Annotated in this window: 14 protein-coding genes; 6 read left to right on the top strand and 8 right to left on the bottom strand. The window is 66.8% G+C overall.

All coding sequences use genetic code 11. From position 1 onward, the window contains the following. The first annotated feature begins 8 nt into the window (after positions 1 to 8). Positions 9 to 2879 (top strand): aminomethyl-transferring glycine dehydrogenase, encoded by a 2871-nt coding sequence (gene gcvP / locus ACQGNJ_RS14320; RefSeq protein WP_426689918.1) that lies wholly within the window; start codon positions 9 to 11, stop codon positions 2877 to 2879. A 92-nt stretch (positions 2880 to 2971) separates the two neighbouring features. Here gcvP and ACQGNJ_RS14315 read toward each other — a convergent pair whose 3' ends face one another. Next, positions 2972 to 3910: a sensor domain-containing diguanylate cyclase gene (locus tag ACQGNJ_RS14315; RefSeq protein ID WP_426689917.1), complete on the bottom strand. Its 939-nt coding sequence runs from the start codon at positions 3908 to 3910 to the stop codon at positions 2972 to 2974. A gap of 183 nt (positions 3911 to 4093) precedes the next feature. Beyond that, the gene (locus ACQGNJ_RS14310) at positions 4094 to 6748 is read right to left on the bottom strand and encodes a M1 family metallopeptidase (RefSeq protein WP_426689916.1); all 2655 of its coding nucleotides are present in this window, start codon (positions 6746 to 6748) and stop codon (positions 4094 to 4096) included. Between the two features lie 276 nt (positions 6749 to 7024). Here ACQGNJ_RS14310 and ACQGNJ_RS14305 point away from each other — a divergent pair, with 276 nt between their 5' ends. Continuing rightward, positions 7025 to 9127, top strand: a complete 2103-nt coding sequence (locus ACQGNJ_RS14305) for a catalase (RefSeq protein ID WP_426689915.1) — start codon at positions 7025 to 7027, stop codon at positions 9125 to 9127. A 245-nt stretch (positions 9128 to 9372) separates the two neighbouring features. Further along, on the top strand, positions 9373 to 9720 hold the full coding sequence (locus ACQGNJ_RS14300; RefSeq protein ID WP_426689914.1) for a hypothetical protein: 348 nt from the start codon (positions 9373 to 9375) through the stop codon (positions 9718 to 9720). 81 nt (positions 9721 to 9801) lie between these two features. On the opposite strand, the gene ACQGNJ_RS14295 is transcribed toward ACQGNJ_RS14300, so the two are convergent. From ACQGNJ_RS14295 to ACQGNJ_RS14285, 3 genes are all read right to left on the bottom strand, one after another. Then, entirely contained in the window at positions 9802 to 10074 is a 273-nt protein-coding gene (locus tag ACQGNJ_RS14295; RefSeq protein WP_426689913.1) for a hypothetical protein, read from the bottom strand. Between the two features lie 65 nt (positions 10075 to 10139). Then, positions 10140 to 10934: an anti-sigma factor family protein gene (locus tag ACQGNJ_RS14290; protein WP_426689912.1), complete on the bottom strand. Its 795-nt coding sequence runs from the start codon at positions 10932 to 10934 to the stop codon at positions 10140 to 10142. Continuing rightward, complete coding sequence (locus ACQGNJ_RS14285; protein WP_426689911.1) at positions 10931 to 11422, bottom strand: RNA polymerase sigma factor; 492 nt, start codon at positions 11420 to 11422, stop codon at positions 10931 to 10933. The genes ACQGNJ_RS14290 and ACQGNJ_RS14285 overlap by 4 nt, the downstream gene beginning before the upstream one ends. A gap of 121 nt (positions 11423 to 11543) precedes the next feature. Here ACQGNJ_RS14285 and ACQGNJ_RS14280 point away from each other — a divergent pair, with 121 nt between their 5' ends. Beyond that, positions 11544 to 12791 carry a S8 family serine peptidase gene (locus tag ACQGNJ_RS14280; protein ID WP_426689910.1) on the top strand — a complete coding sequence of 416 codons (1248 nt, stop codon included), beginning with the start codon at positions 11544 to 11546 and terminating at the stop codon, positions 12789 to 12791. Positions 12792 to 12897: 106 nt separating this feature from the next. Beyond that, positions 12898 to 13929 carry a hypothetical protein gene (locus ACQGNJ_RS14275; protein ID WP_426689909.1) on the top strand — a complete coding sequence of 344 codons (1032 nt, stop codon included), beginning with the start codon at positions 12898 to 12900 and terminating at the stop codon, positions 13927 to 13929. Between the two features lie 71 nt (positions 13930 to 14000). Here ACQGNJ_RS14275 and ACQGNJ_RS14270 read toward each other — a convergent pair whose 3' ends face one another. Both ACQGNJ_RS14270 and ACQGNJ_RS14265 read right to left on the bottom strand, forming a co-directional pair. Beyond that, the gene (locus ACQGNJ_RS14270) at positions 14001 to 17111 is read right to left on the bottom strand and encodes a type I restriction endonuclease subunit R (protein ID WP_426689908.1); all 3111 of its coding nucleotides are present in this window, start codon (positions 17109 to 17111) and stop codon (positions 14001 to 14003) included. Beyond that, positions 17108 to 18280, bottom strand: a complete 1173-nt coding sequence (locus tag ACQGNJ_RS14265) for a Fic family protein (RefSeq protein ID WP_426689907.1) — start codon at positions 18278 to 18280, stop codon at positions 17108 to 17110. Before ACQGNJ_RS14265 ends, ACQGNJ_RS14270 begins: the two co-directional genes overlap by 4 nt. Here ACQGNJ_RS14265 and ACQGNJ_RS14260 point away from each other — a divergent pair. Then, positions 18279 to 18482, top strand: coding sequence for a hypothetical protein (locus ACQGNJ_RS14260; RefSeq protein WP_426689906.1), 204 nt, complete (start codon positions 18279 to 18281; stop codon positions 18480 to 18482). The genes ACQGNJ_RS14265 and ACQGNJ_RS14260 overlap by 2 nt on opposite strands. A gap of 46 nt (positions 18483 to 18528) precedes the next feature. On the opposite strand, the gene ACQGNJ_RS14255 is transcribed toward ACQGNJ_RS14260, so the two are convergent. After that, entirely contained in the window at positions 18529 to 19416 is an 888-nt protein-coding gene (locus ACQGNJ_RS14255; RefSeq protein WP_426689905.1) for a GIY-YIG nuclease family protein, read from the bottom strand. Positions 19417 to 19423 lie beyond the last annotated feature (7 nt).

Genomic DNA, 19423 nt, shown 5'->3' with positions numbered 1-19423 from the left:
CCCAAGTCATGAACCCGAACACTCCGACCTCCCTGCGTGATCTCGAACACCACGGCGCGTTCATCGAACGCCATATCGGTCCGGACGACGCCGAAATCGCGCTGATGCTGAGCGTGATCGGCCAGGACTCGCTGGAATCGATGACCGATGCCATCGTGCCGGCATCGATCCGATCCGCTGCTCCGCTGGCACTGCCCGTCGCCATCACCGAAGAAGAAGCGCTGGCCAAGATCCGCACCATCGCCGACCATAACCAGGTATTCCGCAGCTTCATCGGCCAGGGCTATTACGGCACGCTGACGCCGAACGTCATCCTGCGCAACATCCTGGAGAACCCGGCCTGGTACACCGCGTACACGCCGTACCAGGCGGAAATCTCGCAAGGTCGCATGGAGGCGCTGATCAACTTCCAGACGATGTGCGCCGACCTCACCGGCATGGAGATCGCCAACGCCTCGCTGCTGGATGAAGGCACCGCCGCGGCCGAGGCGATGACCCTGGCCAAGCGCTCGTGCAAGTCGAAGTCGAACCTGTTCTTCGTGTCGAGCGGCGTGCACCCGCAGACGCTGGAAGTGGTGCGCACGCGCGCCGAGCCGCTGGGCATCGAACTGGTGATCGGCGCGGATGCCGACGCCGCCGGTACCGACGCGTTCGGCGTGCTGCTGCAGTACCCCGATACCTTCGGCAGCATCAACGACTACCGCGCGACTGCCGCCGCCGTGCACGCGCGTGGCGGCCTGGTCGCGGTGGCCACCGACCTGCTCGCGCTGACCCTGATCGCCGCGCCCGGCGAATGGGGTGCGGACATCGTGGTCGGCAACTCGCAGCGATTTGGCGTGCCGTTCGGCAACGGCGGCCCGCACGCCGCCTTCATGGCCTGCCGCGACGCCTACAAGCGCTCGATGCCGGGCCGCCTGATCGGTGTGTCGATCGATACCGAAGGCAAGGCCGCCTACCGCCTCACCCTGCAGACGCGCGAGCAGCACATTCGCCGCGAGAAGGCCACCTCCAACATCTGCACCGCGCAGGTGCTGCTGGCGGTGATGGCCAGCATGTACGCGGTCTACCACGGCCCCACCGGGCTCACCCGCATTGCCCGCCGCACCCATCGCCTCAGCGCCATCCTCGCGGCGGCGCTGCGCCGGGCCGGTGTCAAGGTGGGCGCGAACTTCTTCGACACCTTGCACATCACCGACGTCGATGCCGACGCCGTGCACGCTCGTGCCGAGACGCTGCACATCAACCTGCGCCAGATCCACGGCACCTGCATCGGCATCAGCCTGGACGAGACCACCACCCGCGCCGACGTGATCGCGCTGGCTGGCCTGTTCGGCGCCGAGATCGACAACATCGACGAGCTGGACGCCGCTACCGCCGACGCCCTGCCCGCCGCGCTGCTGCGCCAGAGTGACTTCCTCACCCACCCGGTGTTCAACACGCACCACAGCGAGCACGAATTGCTGCGCTACATGCGCGCGCTGGCCGACAAGGATCTGGCGATGGACCGCACGATGATCCCGCTGGGCTCGTGCACCATGAAGCTCAACGCCACCGCCGAGATGATCCCGGTCACCTGGCCGGAGTTCGGCAACATCCATCCGCTGGCGCCTGTCACGCAGACGCGCGGCTACAAGGAGCTGATCGACGGCCTCGAGGCGATGCTGGTCGAGTGCACCGGCTATGACGCGGTGAGCCTGCAGCCGAACTCCGGCGCGCAGGGCGAGTACGCCGGCCTGCTGGCGATCCGTGCCTATCACCGCTCGCGCGGCGAAGCCCATCGCGACATCTGCCTGATCCCCGAATCCGCCCACGGCACCAACCCGGCATCCGCGCACCTGTGCGGCATGAGCGTGGTGGTGACCAAGTGCGACGCCAACGGCAACGTCGACGTGGAAGACATCCGCCGCGCCGCCGAGCAGCATTCCGATCGCCTCGCCGCGCTGATGATTACCTACCCGTCCACCCACGGCGTGTTCGAGGAAGACATCGTCGCCATCTGCGACATCGTCCACGCGCATGGCGGCCAGGTGTACACCGACGGCGCCAACATGAACGCGCTGGTCGGCGTGGCCAAGCCCGGCAAGTGGGGCTCGGACGTGTCGCACCTCAACCTGCACAAGACGTTCTGCATCCCGCATGGCGGCGGCGGCCCCGGCGTCGGCCCGTGTGCGGTGAAGTCGCACCTTGCACCGTTCCTGCCGGGGAAGCTCGGCGAGGACAGCGCGGTCGGCATGGTCTCGGCGGCCAGCTTCGGCAGCGCCAGCATCCTGCCGATCAGCTGGATGTACATCACCATGATGGGCCAGCAGGGCCTGCGCAAGGCGACCCAGGTGGCGTTGCTCAATGCCAACTACATCGCCAAACGACTGGAAGCGCACTACCCGACCCTGTACACCGGTCGCAACGGGCTGGTCGCGCATGAGTGCATCCTCGACCTGCGCCCGCTCAAGGAAGCCACCGGCATCGGTGCCGAGGACGTCGCCAAGCGCCTGATCGACTTCGGCTTCCACGCACCGACGCTGAGCTTCCCGGTCTCCGGCACCTTGATGGTGGAACCGACCGAGAGCGAATCGCGGGTCGAGCTGGACCGCTTCATCGACGCGATGATCCAGATCCGCGACGAGATCCGCGCCGTCGAGGAAGGCAAGCTGGACCGCGAGGACAACCCGCTGAAGAACGCCCCGCATACCGCCACCATGGTCAGCGGCAGCGAATGGACCCATGCCTACCCGCGCGAACTGGCCGCGTTCCCGCTGGCCAGCCTGAAACTGCAGAAGTACTGGCCGCCCGTCGCCCGCGTCGACAACGTCTACGGCGACAAGAACATCATGTGCGCCTGCATTCCGGTCGATGCGTACAAGGAAGACGCCGAGGCATAAGCCGCTTCGGCGGCCTGCAGCGGTCAAATGAAAAGGCCCCGCATGCGGGGCCTTTTCAGCGAACGACGGGACAACAAGCCGGTTTCACACCACTAGCTGGCGACGATGCCGTTGCGGCCCTGCTGCTTGGCGCGGTACAGCCGCCTGTCGACGACTTCGATGAACGCGCGCGGCGCATCGTCCGGGCCGGGAATGCAGGTGGCGACGCCCAGGCTGATCGTCAGCAGCGGGCCGGCCGCGGATTGCTGGTGCGGGATCTGTTCGGCCAGGATCAGCGCGCGACAGCGTTCGGCCAGCTTGCCCGCGGCCGCCGCGTCGGTTTCCGGCAGCAACAGGACAAATTCCTCACCGCCAAAGCGCGCCAGCAGGTCGCGCGCACGCGTCGCGGCGGAGGCCAGTACCCAGGCCACCTGCTTCAGGCAGGCATCGCCTTCGAGGTGACCGTAGCGGTCGTTGTATTGCTTGAAGTAATCGATGTCCATCAGCAACAGCGACAACGGTTGGCCACTGCGCCGTGCATTCATCCACTCGATGTCCATCAGGGCGTCGAAGCGGCGGCGGTTCGCCACGCCGGTAAGCCCATCGCGGAAGGACAGTTCCTCCAGCTCCTTCTGCAGGCTCGCCAGCTTCTGCTCGGTCTGCTTGCGCTCGCTGATGTCGAACATGAAACCGATCAGCGAATCGACCGCACCATCGGCCTTGCGCACCACGTGCACCACGTCGCGGATCCACACGTAGTGGCCGTCGCGGGTCAGCGCGCGATAGTCGGCCTCGTGGTCCACGCCCGCTTCCGACTGCGCCACGCAGAAGTTCAGCACCCACTCGCGATCCTGCGGGTGCATGCGGCTGGCCCAGTCACCCACGGTTTGCCAGCTGGATGGCGCCCAGCCCAGCAGTGCCTCGATCTGTGGCCCGATATAGCTGAACTGCTTGCTGTCCCAGTCGATCTTCCAGGGAATCGCCCTGGTCGATTCCAGCAGCGTCCGGTAGACCGTGCTGTCGGGTTCCAGCTTGTTCTCGAAATCGACCATCACTTCCAGACCCGGGCAGTGCCGTGACTCACCGGCACATGCCGGCAACCGCGCCAAGGTGCGCGCAGACGCGAAAGTACATCGTCCACCGGCCGCAACGCCAACCCTTCATCGGGCCGTGCCCTGACAGCAGGAAGGCTCCCGCCGGTGAAAGCGGGACCCTTCCTGCGACCCCGACGGAACTCAGCCGCCGTTCTTTGCCAGCCAGGCGTCGATCGCCGGCAGCCGTTCACGACGCACCATCTGCCGGTAGGTGATGTTGGCGACCACGGTTTCCGCGGCGCGGCGCGATCCCTTGGCGATGTGGGCGTCGGCATAGGCATTGATCTTGCCGATCATCGCCGGATCGTTGGAGCTGCTGCCAATGGCCGGGTAGTAGCGGCTGCTGGAGGTGGAGTCGACCAGCTTGTCGATCTGCGCACGATGCGCCATGGCGAAGTCCCACGCCATGTCGGGGTGCGTGTAGCCGACTGCACCGATCATGCCGGCGCTGTTGGTGGCACCCGGCTCGTCGGTCAGGGCCAGCTCCAGCGCACGCCTGGCCAAGGCCTTGTCCTTGCTGATCGAGAGCAGCGAGTACAGGCGGTCCTTGATCAGCGGCGTGGTCTCGGCCTTGGCCGTTGCATGCAGCTTGTCCCAGGTGGCCGCATCCGCATTGCGCGCCACCACACCCAGAATGGTCTTGCGCAAGGCTGCCGGCACCGCCTTGGGATCGGTCGCCTGCGCCGCGTAGCGACGCTGCGCTTCCCTGATCACGTCGGCGTCGCCGAGGTCGGCCAGCACGCTGATCAGCTGCGTGCGCAGAATCGTGGTGGGATCACCCTCGTCCGCCTTCGCCTCCCAGCCGACGCGGGCAAACACCGGCTTCAGCTGCTTGATCGCGAACGCGTCGAAGCGGGCCTGGCGGGCATCGTCGCCGCGGTAATACCCATGCAGGCCGGAGAAGCTGCCGGCGATGTCGCCCCAGATCTGCGGGTCGGCCGCGGCCGGAGTGACCTGGGCCAGGTCGAGATAGCTCGACGCCGGCTGCAGGCCGGCCATGCCCAGCGCCCAGCTGTCGCCCATCAGGCCCAACTGGTCGATCGGCGCCAGCTTGCCGAAGTCGGCCTTGATCGCCGCGAACTCGGCTGGCGTGTACAGCGTGCGGTAGTAGCCGCTCTGCCCCGCGTTGACCAGCACCGGACCGCAACCGGCCACGTCCAGGGTGGCCTTGCCATCCACGACCGTGCGCGCGACCTCGGTGGCGCCGATGCTCTGCGCGATCACCGGCACGTGCCACTTCAGCGGCGTCTTGTTCGGGCGATCCTTGGTGAACTCGCCCTGGCTCAGGGTCAGCGTGGTCTTGCCGTTGCTGCACGCGGACGAGGCCACGCGGATCAGCGGAATGCCCGGCTGCAGGGTGAAGTCATGCGCGATCTGGGTGACCGGCTTGCCGGCCGCGGCCTGCACGGCGCTCCACAGGTCGTCGGACACGGTGTTGCCGTAGGCGTGGGCCTTGATGTAGTTGCGCACGCCGGCGCGCCACGCATCCGGCCCGACATACGCCTCCAGCATGTTGATCACCGCCTCGCCCTTGCTGTAGGTGATCGCGTCGAACGCCTGGCTGGCCTGCTCCACGGTTTCCACGTGCTGCACCACCGGATGCGTGGTGGCCACCGCATCGCGCGACATCGCGCCCTCGCGCGTGCCCACCGCGTCCAGATGGGTATGCCATTCCGGATGCAGCTTCTCGGTGGTGCGCGCAGCCATCCACGAGGCGAAGCCTTCGTTCAGCCACAGGTCGTCCCACCAGCGCATCGTCACCAGGTCGCCGAACCACTGGTGCGCCATTTCATGCGCGGCGGTGTTGAACACATTCTGCCGATCAGACTGGGTCGAGAAGCTCGGATCCAGCAGCAAGGCATATTCGAAGGTGTAGATCGCGCCCCAGTTCTCCATCGCCGAGAAGAACTGGCTGCTGCCCGGCGAGGCGATGTTGTCCAGCTTGGGCAGCGGATACTTCACGCCGAAGTAATCGTTGTATTCCTTCAGCACCGCCGCGCCGGACTGCAGCGTGAAGCCGGCCTGCGCCTTCTTGCCCTTCTGCGTGATCACGCCGATCTCGGTGCCGTCGGCCATGGTGGTGGCGCGCTCGAAGTCGCCCAGGCCGAAGAACAGCAGGTAGGTCGACATCTTCGGTGACGGCTGGAACGTCACCCGGCTCAGGCCATTGCCCAGATCCGTGGTCGAGGCGACGGGCATGTTGCTCACCGCCATCTGGCTGCTCGGCACCGTCACCGTCAGGTCGAAGGTGGCCTTGTACGCCGGCTCGTCCCACGACGGGATGAAGCGGCGCGCGTCGGAGTTCTCGAACTGGGTGTACAGCGCGCGCTGCTTGCCGGCCTTGGTGTCGTAGTCGATCGCGAACAGGCCGTTGGCCTGGGTGCCGATCTTGCCGGTGTAGGTCATCGCCAGCGTGTAGCTGCCAGCGGGAATCGGCTGGGCGAAGGTGAAGGTCGCGGTCTGCGCCTTGGCATCCACCGTCACCTTGGGCGCCGCGATGGCGATCTTCAGCCGGGTCGGCGTCAGGCTGACCGAGGAGAAGGCCATGTCGATCGCGTTCAGGGTGATGCTGCTGGTCGGCTTGAGCACATCCACCGTCACCGTGACCTTGCCATCGAAACTCAGCGTGTCCGCATGCGGCGTCACCGCCACCTCGTAGTGGCTTGGCACTACCGTGCGCGGCAGCTGGGTGGTGGCGAGATTCGCCGCGGCTGCCAGCGTCGGCGTTGCCGCCACGCCTGTCATCGAAACGCCGGCAAGCGCCAGTGCGATCGCCGAAACCAGAATGCTGCGCATGAGATCCCCTCAGGTGATGGTGGTGCGGCCGTCCGTTGGACACGCCGTTGATGGATATACGGAAAACACGCCGGGCAGACGAAGGCCGTCGATCGGCCACAGCTGCCCCGCCCGCCGCGATAGTGACGCCAGCCAGCGGATCCGGACACCGCCGGAAGTCATGCCAAGAAGCGGGAACGGATACGGAACGACGGCACGTTGACGGCATCGCTCGCACGATGGTCGTTCAACCGCGACGTCGCGCGCCGCACCAACGACCCCAGCAGGAGCGTCCCCATGGCTACGAAAAAACCTTCCGGCAAGTCCGCCAAACCATCCTCCGCCCGGCCCGCCAGCGATCGCCGTGGCAACGGCGACGAGTTGCAGCAGCTGGCTGGCGGCGAGCATCCCGCGCTGACCACCAATCAGGGCATCCCGGTCTCGGACAACCAGAACTCGCTGCGCAGCACGCCGCGCGGACCGACCCTGCTGGAAGACTTCGTGCTGCGCGAGAAGATCACCCACTTCGACCACGAGCGCATTCCCGAGCGCATCGTGCATGCGCGCGGCTCGGCCGCGCACGGCTACTTCGAGCTGACCAAGTCGCTGAAGAAATACACCACCGCGAAAATCCTCACCGAAGTCGGCGAGAAGACCCCGCTGTTCACCCGCATCTCCACCGTCGCCGGCGGCGCCGGTTCGGTCGACACCCCACGCGACATCCGCGGCTTCTCGGTGAAGTTCTATACGAAGGAAGGCAACTGGGACCTGGTCGGCAACAACATCCCGGTGTTCTTCATCCAGGACGCGATGAAATTCCCCGACCTGGTGCACGCGGTGAAGATGGAACCGGATCGCGGTTTTCCGCAGGCCGCCAGCGCGCATGACACGTTCTGGGATTTCATCTCGCTGACCCCCGAGGCGATGCACGTGATCCTGTGGGCGATGAGCGACCGCGCGATCCCGCGTTCGCTGCGCATGATCGAGGGCTTCGGCATCCACAGCTTCCGCCTGATCAACGAGAACGGCGACAGCACCTTCGTGAAATTCCACTGGCGGCCGAAGCTCGGCCTGCAGTCGCACGTATGGGACGAGGCGGTGAAGGTGGCCGGCGCCGATCCCGACTTCCACCGCCGCGACCTGTTCGAGGCGATCCAGGCCGGCAATTTCCCCGAGTGGGAGCTGGCCGTGCAGCTGTTCACCCAGGCCCAGGCCGACAGCTTCCCGTTCGACCACCTCGACGCCACCAAGATCATTCCCGAGGAGCTGGTGCCGCTGACCGTGATCGGCCGCATGGTGCTGAACCGCTGGCCCGACAACTTCTTCGCCGAGACCGAGCAGGTCGCCTACTGCCCCGCCAACATCGTGCCGGGCATCGACTTCTCCAACGACCCGCTGCTGCAGGGCCGGCTGTTCTCCTACCTCGACACGCAGCTGTCGCGGCTGGGTTCGCCGAACTTCCACCAGCTGCCGATCAATGCGCCGAAGTGTCCGTTCGCCAACCAGCAGCGCGACGGCCACATGCAGATGGAGCAACCCAAAGGCCGCGTCAACTACGAGCCCAGCTCGCTGGATCCCGCCTCCGCACGTGCCAGCGAGCGCGGCTTCCGCAGTTTCGCCGAGCCGGCCGGCGACGGCAGCAAGAGCCGCATCCGCGCCGAGAGCTTTGCCGACCACTACAGCCAGGCGCGCCAGTTCTACCGCAGCCAGACCGGCTTCGAGCAGGCGCACATCGCCTCGGCGTTCGTGTTCGAACTGTCCAAGGTCGAAACGCTGCACGTGCGCGAAGCCATCGTCGGCCACCTGCGCAATGTCGACGGGGATCTCGCCCGCCGCGTCGCCAGCGGCCTGGCCCTGCCCGGCTTTCCGCCGGCGCAGGCGAAAGCGGTGCCGGCGAAGGACCAGCCACCGTCGCCGCCGCTGCAGATCATCGGCAATATGAAGGACACGCTGAAAGGCCGCGCCGTCGGCATCCTGATCCATGACGGCTCCGACGCCGCCGCAATCAAGGCGCTGCGCAAGGCGGCCGAATCCGCCGGCGCTTCGGTCAAAATCGTCTGCCTCAAGGTCGGCGGCGCCCGACTCAGCGACGGCAAGCAGCAGCCTGCCGACGGCCAGCTCGCCGGCACGCCCTCGGTGGTGTTCGACGCCGTGGCGCTGGTGCTGTCCGACGACGCCGGCAAGCTGCTGGCGAAGGAAGCCGCCGCAGTCGACTTCGTGCGCGATGCCTTTGGCCACCTCAAGGCCATCGCCGCCGACGCCGGCGCGCAAGCCGTGCTGAAGGCCGGCGGCATCAGGAAGGACGCCGGTGTCGTCGACGCCGGCGACACCGCCGGCTTCATCAAGGCCGCCAAGACACGGCAGTGGGAGCGCGAGGCCAAGCTGCGCACGCTGGCCTGAGCTCAACCCCGCTCCCTCCCCTGCCTGCAGGGGAGGGTTGGGGTGGGGTCGCTCTGCTCCCTCCCCTGCTTGCAGGGGAGGGTTGGGGTGGGGTCGCTCTTCGCCCGAGGCCAGCATCACCCATCGAACCGGCCACCCGGTCAACGCGCCGCCACAAGCCGCGTTCTCTGTCCGGCATGTCGCCGCATGACCGGCACGACATGGCCCCACCCCAACGCCGGCATCCCATTCACAAGGACACCGCCATGAAAAATGCTTCGATGATCCGCCTCGGCCTGTTCAGCCTGCTCGCCTGCACCGCGTTCGCCAGCGCCAGCGCGATGGCCGCCGACACCACCGTACCCGGCCATCCGCGCGTCAATGAGGTAAGCAAGCGCATCGACAACCAGCAGGCGCGCACCGCCAAAGGCGTCGCCAACGGCACCATCACCGGCAAGCAGGCCGCCCGCGACGAAAAGCGCGATGCCAACATCGCCCAGCGCGAAAGCGCCGACGAGGCGAAGCACAACGGCCACCTGACCAAGGGCGAAACCCGCCGCCTCAACCGCGCCGAAAACCGCAATAGCCGCGCGATCCATCGGCAGCGGCATTGATCGACAGCGCGACAAAAAAGAGGCCCCGATGCCGGGGCCTCCTTGTCGTGTCGAAACGCCATTGCCGGCATCGCGTCGACGCTACGCCTCGGCCTCCGGCTCTGGCTTCATCTTCTCCAGCACCTCTTCCAGATCGGTGATCGCCTTTTCCAGCGCCTCGTGCAGCTGCCCTTGCCGATCCATCAGATCGGCGATCTTGTCGGCCAGCTTCAGCCTGGACAACTCGCCGTCGAACAACAGCCACTCCGCCGTCAGCGTTTCCACGTTGTTCTTCGAGTAGTGCCGCATCTCCTTGAGCTGCGTCACCGTATTGCCGATATGGTCGGCAGGTGTCTTGACGTGTTCGTCGGGCATGGGCGGTTCCTCCTGGTCGAAGGTGACCATCGCCCGACCGTAACGCCGCAGACGCGAAGCCGAAGTCAAGGCTGGACGGGAGCGTGTGCCGACACCTCGCGCACCTGGCGCCAGCCGGCATCGCGCGCCGCACGCTCCTGCTGGGCATTGAAGACCTCGCCGCGCAGGCGCGCGTCGACCGCGGCCTGCACCGCCGGCGACAGGGCACTCGCCGCCTGACGCAGCTCGCCGCCTTCGGATGGGACTGCCGCGCCGAGCACGGGCAGCGACCAGCCGGCATCGCCGTGGCAGGCAAGGCCGGCTTGGATCGGTGGCGAACGCAGGACGAAGCTGCGGCAGATGCGTCCGTCGGTAGCGCGGAAACTCAGGCCGATGGCAACCGGCGCATGCACATCGGGTTCGCTCGCCAGCGCCTCGTCGAGGGCATGAGCCAAGGCGCCGGCAGCGAATGGCTGGCCGCCCTGCATGCGTACCATGTCGCCGGGTCGCGACCACCACAGACCCACGGCGAGCAGCGCCACCGACGCGGCCAGCGCAGCGCCCGGCACAAACCAGCGACGGGTCGCGCGATGCCGCGTCGTGCCCGGGCCATGCCCACCCGCAGGCAGCAAGCGTGGTCCAAGTGGCGTCGCCGCACGCGGGGATGGCGGCTGCAACAAGGCGGACAGACGCGCCGGCACCGGCTCGTCGAGTATCGGATCGAACGCGGCGCGCACCTGCGCCCGCAAGTCGCGCGCCTGCCGCACGCGGCGGGCGAGCATCTCGTCGTGCGCCAGCGCCGCCTCGATGCGCGCGGCGTCGGACGTGTCGAGTTCGCCGTCCACGTATGCCTGCAGTGTGTCGTCGTCGATCGGATTCATGTGTCTTTCCCAAGATGGGCCTGCAAGGTGACGCGGGCGCGAGCCAGGCGGCTGGTGACGGTGCCCACCGGTACCTCCAGCAGCTCGGCAGCCTCGCTGTACGACATGCCCTCAACCAGCACCAGGGCCACCACTTCGCGATGATCCGGCGGCAACGCCGCCAATGCCATCGCCAGTTCCAGCTGTTGCGCGGGTTGTGCGTCGGCGCGGTCGGCAGCCAGCGCACCGGCTTCCTCCGGCGCGAACAGCTGTTGCGACCTGCCGCGCGCACGCAATTCATCCCGCCAGGCGTTGCGCGCAATCGCGAACACCCACCGATCCAGCGCGGCGTCCGGCCGCCACTGGGCGGCCCGCGCCAGTGCGCGCTCCAGCACGATCTGCACCAGGTCGTCGGCGTCGGCCACCTGCCCAGCCAGCGCGCGTGCCAGGCGGCGCAGACGCGGCAACAGCAGGATCAGTCCTTCACGCACGGTGTCGCTCGAATTCACGCATCACCTTCCATTACGTCCGGAGGGGAAGATTCCTTCCCTCGTGCGCATCGGCGCAGTTCGGGGGCGTAAAGCGGGCCCATGCTAGCATCCGGCCCCGTTGCTCCCGAGGCTGTTGGCCATGCCGCTGCGCCGTCCATTCGCCACGCTCGTTCCGTTGCTGGCCATGGCGTTTGCCATGGTCAGCGCGACGCCTGCACAGTCGCAGGTGCTCGGCCAGGTGCAGGGCCTGCCGAACGTGCAGTTGCCCGGCGTGGGCCTGCCCGGCATGGTTCCGGCCCCACCCTTGCGCAGCGTGGACGACTTGCTGCGCGGACCGTTGGCCCTCACGCGAAAACTGCAGATCGACGCGCTGCGACGCAGCGAGCCGCGGCGCGTCGACGTCGATCCCAACGGTGCACCGATCCTGCGCGGCGAATTTCTCGCCATGGGCCTGTCGGATGCGCAACTCGACGCAGTGCGGGCACTGGGTTTCAGCGTGGATCGCGCGACGCCGGCAGATGCGACGCTGGGGCTGGACGTCGTGGTGCTGCACGACAGCCGCAGTCGCGGTACCGCCAAAGCCATGCGCGCCTTGCAGCGAGCCGCACCGGACGCGGCCTTCACCTACCAGCACCTCTACCTGCCTGCGGGCGACGATGACCTTGCCCGTGCGACCACCTCGGCCGCTCCGTCATCCGGTGCACCGTCGCAACGCGTGGGGCTTATCGATGGCGGCGTCGATCCGACCGACCCCGCGCTGGCACATGCGCGCATCGAGCGGCATGGCTGCAGCACGGCGAATCCTTCGCGGCACGGCACCGTGGTTGCCGCGCGCCTCGTCGCCGGTGACCCGGACACGTTGTACGCCGCCGACCTGTGGTGCGGCGACGCGGTCGGCGGCGCCACCTCGAATCTCGTGGACGCGCTCGCGTGGATGGCGCGCGAGCATGTGGCGGTGATCAACATCAGCCTGGTCGGCCCCGACAATCCGGTGCTCGCGCGCGCGGTGCAGGCGATGATCGCCCGTGGTCACGTGCTAGTCAGCGCGGTCGGCAACGACGGACCCGCGGCACCGCCGCTGTTCCCGGCAGCGTACCCGGAGGTGATCGGGGTCAGCGGCGTCGACGCGCGCGACCGCGTGCTGCCCGAATCCGGCAGTGGCGACCAGGTGGACTTCTGCGCATCCGGCGTGGTCGGCCGCGGCCGCAACGCGCTGCGCGGCACGTCGTTCGCGGCGCCGATCGTGGCGCGAAAAGCCGCGCGATGGCTGAATGCACCGCGCGAAGGAGCCGCCGCCCGGGTCCAGCAGCGCCTGATCGGCGAGGCTCGCCACCTCGGCGCGTCGGGGCGCGATCCACGCTACGGCTACGGCCTGCTGTCGCCGTGAACCTGAATACTGGCCAACCCCAACCTGCCGGCATGGAAGGATCTTCCGGGCACGGACGTACAGGACTCTGGAAGCCGCGGATCCACCGTCGGCAGGAGGTCCCACCATGCGCAACACGACCCTCAACACCAAGAGTCTCAACATCGCCCTGATCGCTGGTGCCTTTGCCTTGGCTGCGATAGCGCCGGTGCACGCCCAGGTGCTGGGTGGAGGTTCGCTCACCGGCGGGATCACCGGCGGGCTGGGCAGCCCGGTCAGTTCGACGATGGGCCAGGTGGGCGGCCAGATCGACGGCTCCGCGCGCGGCACGGCCGGCCTCAACGCCCCCGGCATCAATCAGCGGGCAGCCGAGCGGCGCGCGGAACGCCTGCGCAAACGCGCCGCGGCGACCGCTGCTTCCGCGACGGGCACCGCGGCACAAGTCACCCACCAGGTGAACAGCCAGGCCGCCGCTGACGCTGCCGGCAGCCTCACCGGTGCGGCCGACGCCAATGTCGGCAACGGCAGCAACGCCGCGCTGGGTGGCGCAGCGGGTGTGGGTTCGTCCGCGACCGGCGCAGTCGATACCTCAGCCACGCGCGATGCCCTGACCGGCGCCGCAGGCCAGGCGGTTGGCCAGACGCGTTCAGCCGTCTCGATGGCCAAACGTGGCGCCCAGGGCACACTGAGCCGCGCGCAGAACGCGGCCGGCAACGCGTCGGCGAACGCCGAAGGCGCAGCCGAGGGCTCGGCCCGTACTGGTCTGAGCGCAGCGCAGCAAGCCACCGCCACCGGCACGCAGTCGGCTCATACCGCCGGCTCGCTCGGCTCGAATGCCGCCGGCCAGATGTCGCAGGCAACCACGGCCAGTGGGAATACCGCGAGTCAACAGTCGGGTGAGGCCACCACCATGCAGCGGGGCCTGCTGTCGCCGACCTCCAACGCTGTGCGCGGCGCCGGTGACAAGACGATCGACGTGTCTGGCTCCGGTGCGGCCAACGGCAACGCAAACGCCGACGCCGGCTCGACCTCCGGCACCCGCGGCTCGGCCAACGCCAGCGGCAAAGCCAGCGCACACAGCTCGGCCCGCGGCGGCATCTCCACCTCGGCACAGGCTGACGGCAACGCCGACGCCAGTGCGAACGCGCAGCAGCACTGAGCCAGCAGCACCGCAGAAACCAGGAGCCCCCGCTTTCGGGGGCTCTTTCGTTGACCCGGCACAACCATCAGCTATGGCGCCATCGCCCCGCCTTGCGACTTGGCCCGCAGCGCCTCGTACAACTGCGCCGGCCCCAACAGGATGTCTTTCAATCCATCGCGCACGCGATCCGAACCGAGTGCCTGAGTGCTCATGGTGGTGTGCGCTTCCAGTGCATCCATGATCGCGTGCATCAGTGCATCTTTCAGGTCGGGCGAGTTGGCGAACTGTTCCTTGCTGTTGCTGCCGGCTTGCTGCATCAGGGTTTCGTTTTCCAGCAGCTTGCCCTTGAGCACACCGTTGACGTAGACCAGCTGGTCGTCTTCGGTGAGCTGGCCCTCGAACAGCCCGTTGACCTTCTGGATGATCTCGGCCAGATAGGCCTGCTGCTTTTCCTGCACCGAGCCGCTGCCGACTGCATCCATCGGCGGCAGCTTGTAGCTGCCGTCACCGTTGAGGCTGAGCGGCTGGCGTCCGGCGTTGCGCAAGGTATGGTGCGTGAGAACCACCTTGGACAGATCCACCGTGTCGCGCTCGCGGCCGAATTCCAGCAGCGGGATCAGTCGCTTGTAGAAGATGAAGCGCTTCTCGATAGCGGTGTTGCCGTAGTCGAACACCTGCGACAGGAAGGCATACAGGCGCACGTATGCGCCCATGTCGTTCTTGAACAGCACCAGCGCATCGAGCACATCCTTGTTCGACTCGGCTGCCTTGTCGTCGCCGGCGGCCAGAGCCGCGACCCGTGCCTGTTGCGCGGCCTTGTAGCGCTTGAGCAGCCGGTCGGCGACGGGCGCGATGGCGCTGCTGAGCTGAGCCTGCGTGCCGTGCGGATCGGTTTCCACTTTCGCGACGCGCTCCACTTCGAAGTCGTCGTAGTGACCGCTGGCATCCAGCTTCTGGCGCAGGTCGAAGACCATGTGCGGGTCGGTGGTCGCTTCCAGTGCGGCGGTGTCGTAGTAGGTCTTGAACGCCTTGAGGATCTCGGCCGCGTCATTGACGAAGTCGAGGATGTAGGTGGTGTCCTTGCCCGGGTACGCGCGGTTCAGGCGCGACAGCGTCTGCACCGCCTGGATGCCGCCCAGCATCTTGTCCACGTACATGCCGCACAGCAGTGGCTGGTCAAAGCCGGTCTGGAACTTGTTGGCGACCAGCAGCAGGTGATAGTCGGGCCGGGCGAAGGCTTCGCGGATGTCGCGCCCCTTGAGGCCGGGGTTGAGGTCGGCGCTGGTCTCGGTGACCGCCTGCGGATAGCTGTCCGGATCATTCACCTCGCCGGAGAACGCCACCAGCACACCCAGCGGATAGTTCTGCCTGGCGATGTAGGCGCGGATCGCCTTCTGCCAGCGCACCGCCTCCTTGCGGCTGCCGACCACCACCATCGCCTTGGCCTGGCCATCCAGCAGCGGCTGCACGTTCTCGCGGTAGTGCTCCACCACGATCTGCACCTTGGAGGCGATGTTGTAGGGATGCAGGCGAACCCACTGCATGATCCCCTTCATCGCCGCGCTGCGTTCGACCTGCGCCTCGTCGTACTCCTTGCCGTCATGGGCCAGCTTGAAGGCGAGCTTGTACGGCGTGTAGTTCTTCAGCACGTCGAGGATGAAGCCTTCCTCGATCGCCTGGCGCATCGAATACACGTGGAATGGCTGCGGCAGGCCATCCGCACCGGGGCGGCCGAACAGCTCCAGCGTCTTCTGCTTGGGCGTGGCGGTGAACGCCACGTAGGTCAGGCCCCTGTTACCGCCTGCACGCGCCGCCATGCCGGCAGCCAGCAGTGTCTCGGTGTCGATCTCGCCGCCGTCCTGCAGTTCGGCAAGCTCCTCCGCGCTCAACAGCTGCTTGAGCTTGGCCGCCGCTTCGCCGGTCTGCGAGCTGTGCGCTTCATCGGCGATCACCGCGAAGCACTTGCCCTCGGTGGCTGCCAACTTCTGCACTTCCTCCAGCGCGAATGGAAACGTCTGGATGGTGCAGACGATGATCTTCTTGCCGTCCTTCAACGCCTGGCCCAGCTGCGCGCTCTTGCTGCCATGTTCGCTGGTGATGGTTTCCACCACGCCGGTGGTGCGCTCGAAATCGAAGATCGCCTCCTGCAACTGCGCATCCAGCACGTTGCGGTCGGATACCACCAGCACGCTGTCGAACAGCTTCCTGTGCTGCGCATCGTGCAGGTCGGCGAGGAAGTGCGCGCTCCACGCGATCGAGTTGGTCTTGCCCGAGCCAGCCGAATGCTGGATCAGATAGCGCTGCCCTGCCCCCTCGGCCAGCACGTCGGCCACCAGCTTCCGCGTGGCGTCGAGCTGGTGGTAGCGCGGAAAGATCACGCCGGTGAGCTGCTTCTTGTCGTCGCGCTTGCCGATCAGGTAGCGGCCCAGTATCTCCAGCCAGCTGTCGCGCGCCCATACCTCTTCCCACAGGTACGCCGTGGCAAAGCCGTCCGGGTTCGGTGCGTTGCCGGCCGCGCCGTGGTCGCCACGATTGAACGGCAGGAAACGCGTGGCCGGCCCGGCCAGCCGCGTGGTCATCATCACTTCGGCCTGGCTCACCGCGAAATGCACCAGCGCCCCGCCGGGGAAACCCAGCAGCGGTTCGAGCTGCCCGCCCCTGGGCTGCGGATGACGGTCGAAGCGGTACTGGTCCACCGCATCGTTGACGCTCTGGGTGAAGTCGGATTTCAGCTCGGCCGTGGCCACCGCGATGCCGTTGACGAACAGCACCAGATCCAGCGCATCCTTCGCGTTGTTCGGCGAATGCCGCACCTGCCGCACCACGCGCAGCCGGTTCGCCGCGTAGTGCTGCTGGGTCACTGGATTGATCGCCAGCGCCGGCTTGAACTGCACCAGCGACAGCGGCTCCTTCAACCCCAGCATCTCCACGCCCCGGCGCAGCACCTCCAGCGTGCCGCGCTCGTTGAGGTTCTTGCGCACGCGCTCGGCGATGCGTTCACCCGCTGATGTACCGTGCGTCCTGGCCAGGCGCTGCCAGCTGTCCGGCTGGGTCGCTTCGATCCAGGCCAGCAGGTCGGGCAGATACAGGCCGTGGGTGCGGTCGTAATGCTCGCCGTCGCCGTTGGCGTGGAGCCAGCCGTGGGCGGCGAGGTGATCGCAGATCGCCTGCTCGAAATGGACTTCCCTGTGCAGGTTCATGCCTGGCTTTCCCTAGGGTCAGATACATCGTCGGTGAACAGGCGCACATATGGCTCGTAACGGAACCGCCGATTGCGCGCATAGCCAGTCATTTCCAGCAATATCCCCAGCTCGACCAGTCGCGCGACCATGGTGTTGGCCGCGGGATACGTCGTACCAGTCATCTCGCGCACGTCGGCGACGGTAACGATCGGTCGATCGAACAGGCTTTCAAGCACCTTGTGGCCATTGCCGGCGGCGCGTCCCAGACCCTCGGTGATCGCCTGCCGGTGGCGCTCCCGCAGCAACTGGATGCGCCGCGCGGTCTCGGCCGCCTCGCCGGCCACCTCGACCACGCCGCGCAGGAAAAAAGCCAGCCAGTCTTCCCATGCGCCGCGTTCGCGCACCGCCTGCAGGTGGTCGTAGTAGGCCTGACGGTGCTGGCGGAAATAGTGCGACAGGTACAGCACGGGCTTGTGCAACACACCGCATTCGGTCAGCAGGAACGTGATCAGCAAGCGACCGACGCGACCGTTGCCGTCGAGAAATGGGTGAATCGTCTCGAACTGCACATGCGCCAGGGCAATCTTCACCAGCGGCGGCAACTCGTCCGGGCGATGCAGGAACAGCTCCAGCTCACCCAGCAGGCGAGGCACCTCGTCCTGGGGCGGCGGCACGTAGTTCGCCGTTGCCAGCGTGCAGCCCGCGGGCCCGATCCAGTTCTGGCTGCGTCGCAGCTCGCCCGGTTGCAGCTTGTCACCGCGCACACCTTGCATCAGCTCGGCATGAATTTCCCGAATGAGTCGCACCGACACCGGCAACTCGCCCAGGCGCGCCAGCCCGTGTTTCATCGCGCGCACATAGTTGACCACCTCGTCCACATCGCGCGGCATGGCCTCGTCGAAAATGTCGGCCTCCGCTGCCAGCAAGTCCTGCAGCGAGCTTTGCGTGCCCTCGATCTGACTCGAAAGCACCGCCTCCTTGCGCACGTACATGAAGACGAACAGATCCGGATTGGGCAGGGTCAGCACCGAACCGTCCAGTCGCCCCAGCGCCCGATCGGCCCGCGACAACAGCCCCGCCAGCTCGCCCGTCATCGCCAGCGGTGGATCGGGCGGCAGCCCTTCGGGCATGAAGGCGCGATAGCCGGTCGGCTGACGGATGTAGCGACCGGCGCGGTGGGCATCCATGGGTCTGTTCAACGTCGCGCTCCCTTTAACATGGCGCCGCTCCCGCCCCATGTTTAAGCCAGCGTTGAATATAGAGGCTGGATCGTGGCTTGTTCAAGCCAGCATTCAACAAAATGGCGGCCCTTGGCTGGCCCGGGCGGTGGTTTCCGGTGGGGCAACCGAGATCGGCGACGCCGCTAATTTCAGTTCCCGCACGAAGTGAAATCAGCGGCCACGACAACGCTCAGTTGATACCACCGAGATGTCGCTCATTCGCCGGCTATCTCCAGCTTGCCGGTTGACTGCCGCTCCGCCTCGTCCAGGGTCCGCCCCTTCGCATCCTTCCACTCGAACCAGCCGTTGGCAGTGCGACCCAGCAGACATACGGCAGCGAAGCTGGGTGACTTGCTCAGGTAGTCGCGTTCGAAACGCACGCGGTCGCCTTGAACGGACATCACGCCCTGCTCGATCAGGCGCTGCCGATGACGCGCATAGTTGTGCAAGTCGAACGAGGGGGCAGTCTTGAGGCGACCGGTCGAACCCTTGAGCACCACGAATCCCTCCTCGGTGTACAGCCCCCGGCCATCTGCCTCGGAGCCACGGCAAAAGTAGAGCTTCTCGTTCTGCTGCGGCTTGCTGGTGGTACGCGTGAGCGACTCGAACAAAGGGTGCCCTAGCGTGGCGAGCAACACCCGAATGGTCTCGTGGATTTCACGACACTCCGCCTCCAATGGCGGCGGCGTATGCGGGCGCGATCCGGTGTTGCCATTCTCCAGTACGTAGCGCTCGGCCTTGCCGGCCTGCTGGATCGACAACCATTCCAGAAAACTCACGTGGGTGTTGGTGAGGCTGTTGGTCACCGATACCGCCACCAGCGCGCGATTCCAGAAGTCCTTGGCCTTGTGGTGCTGCGCGAGGCGGTCGGCCAACGACCCGGTCTGGCCGATGTAGGCCTGCGGCAGGTCGCTATCCTCGCTCTCGCCGATCAGGAAGTACAACCCGACTTGTTGGGCCGCCTCCATCGCCAGGAACTCGGCCAGCGCACTGCGCGGCACATCGAACACGCGGATGATGCGCGTGGTGATCGCCGCTTCGCGTATCCCTTGCGGATCACCAGAGGGAAGGAAAATCTGGATGGTTTGCGGGAATGTCGCCATGAATCTT

It is taken from the genome of Rhodanobacter ginsengiterrae (assembly GCF_050026815.1).
GTDB classification, from domain to species: domain Bacteria; phylum Pseudomonadota; class Gammaproteobacteria; order Xanthomonadales; family Rhodanobacteraceae; genus Rhodanobacter; species Rhodanobacter ginsengiterrae.
The sequence above is the reverse complement of the archived record's forward strand: the minus strand, read 5'-3'. Positions and strand labels throughout refer to the sequence as shown.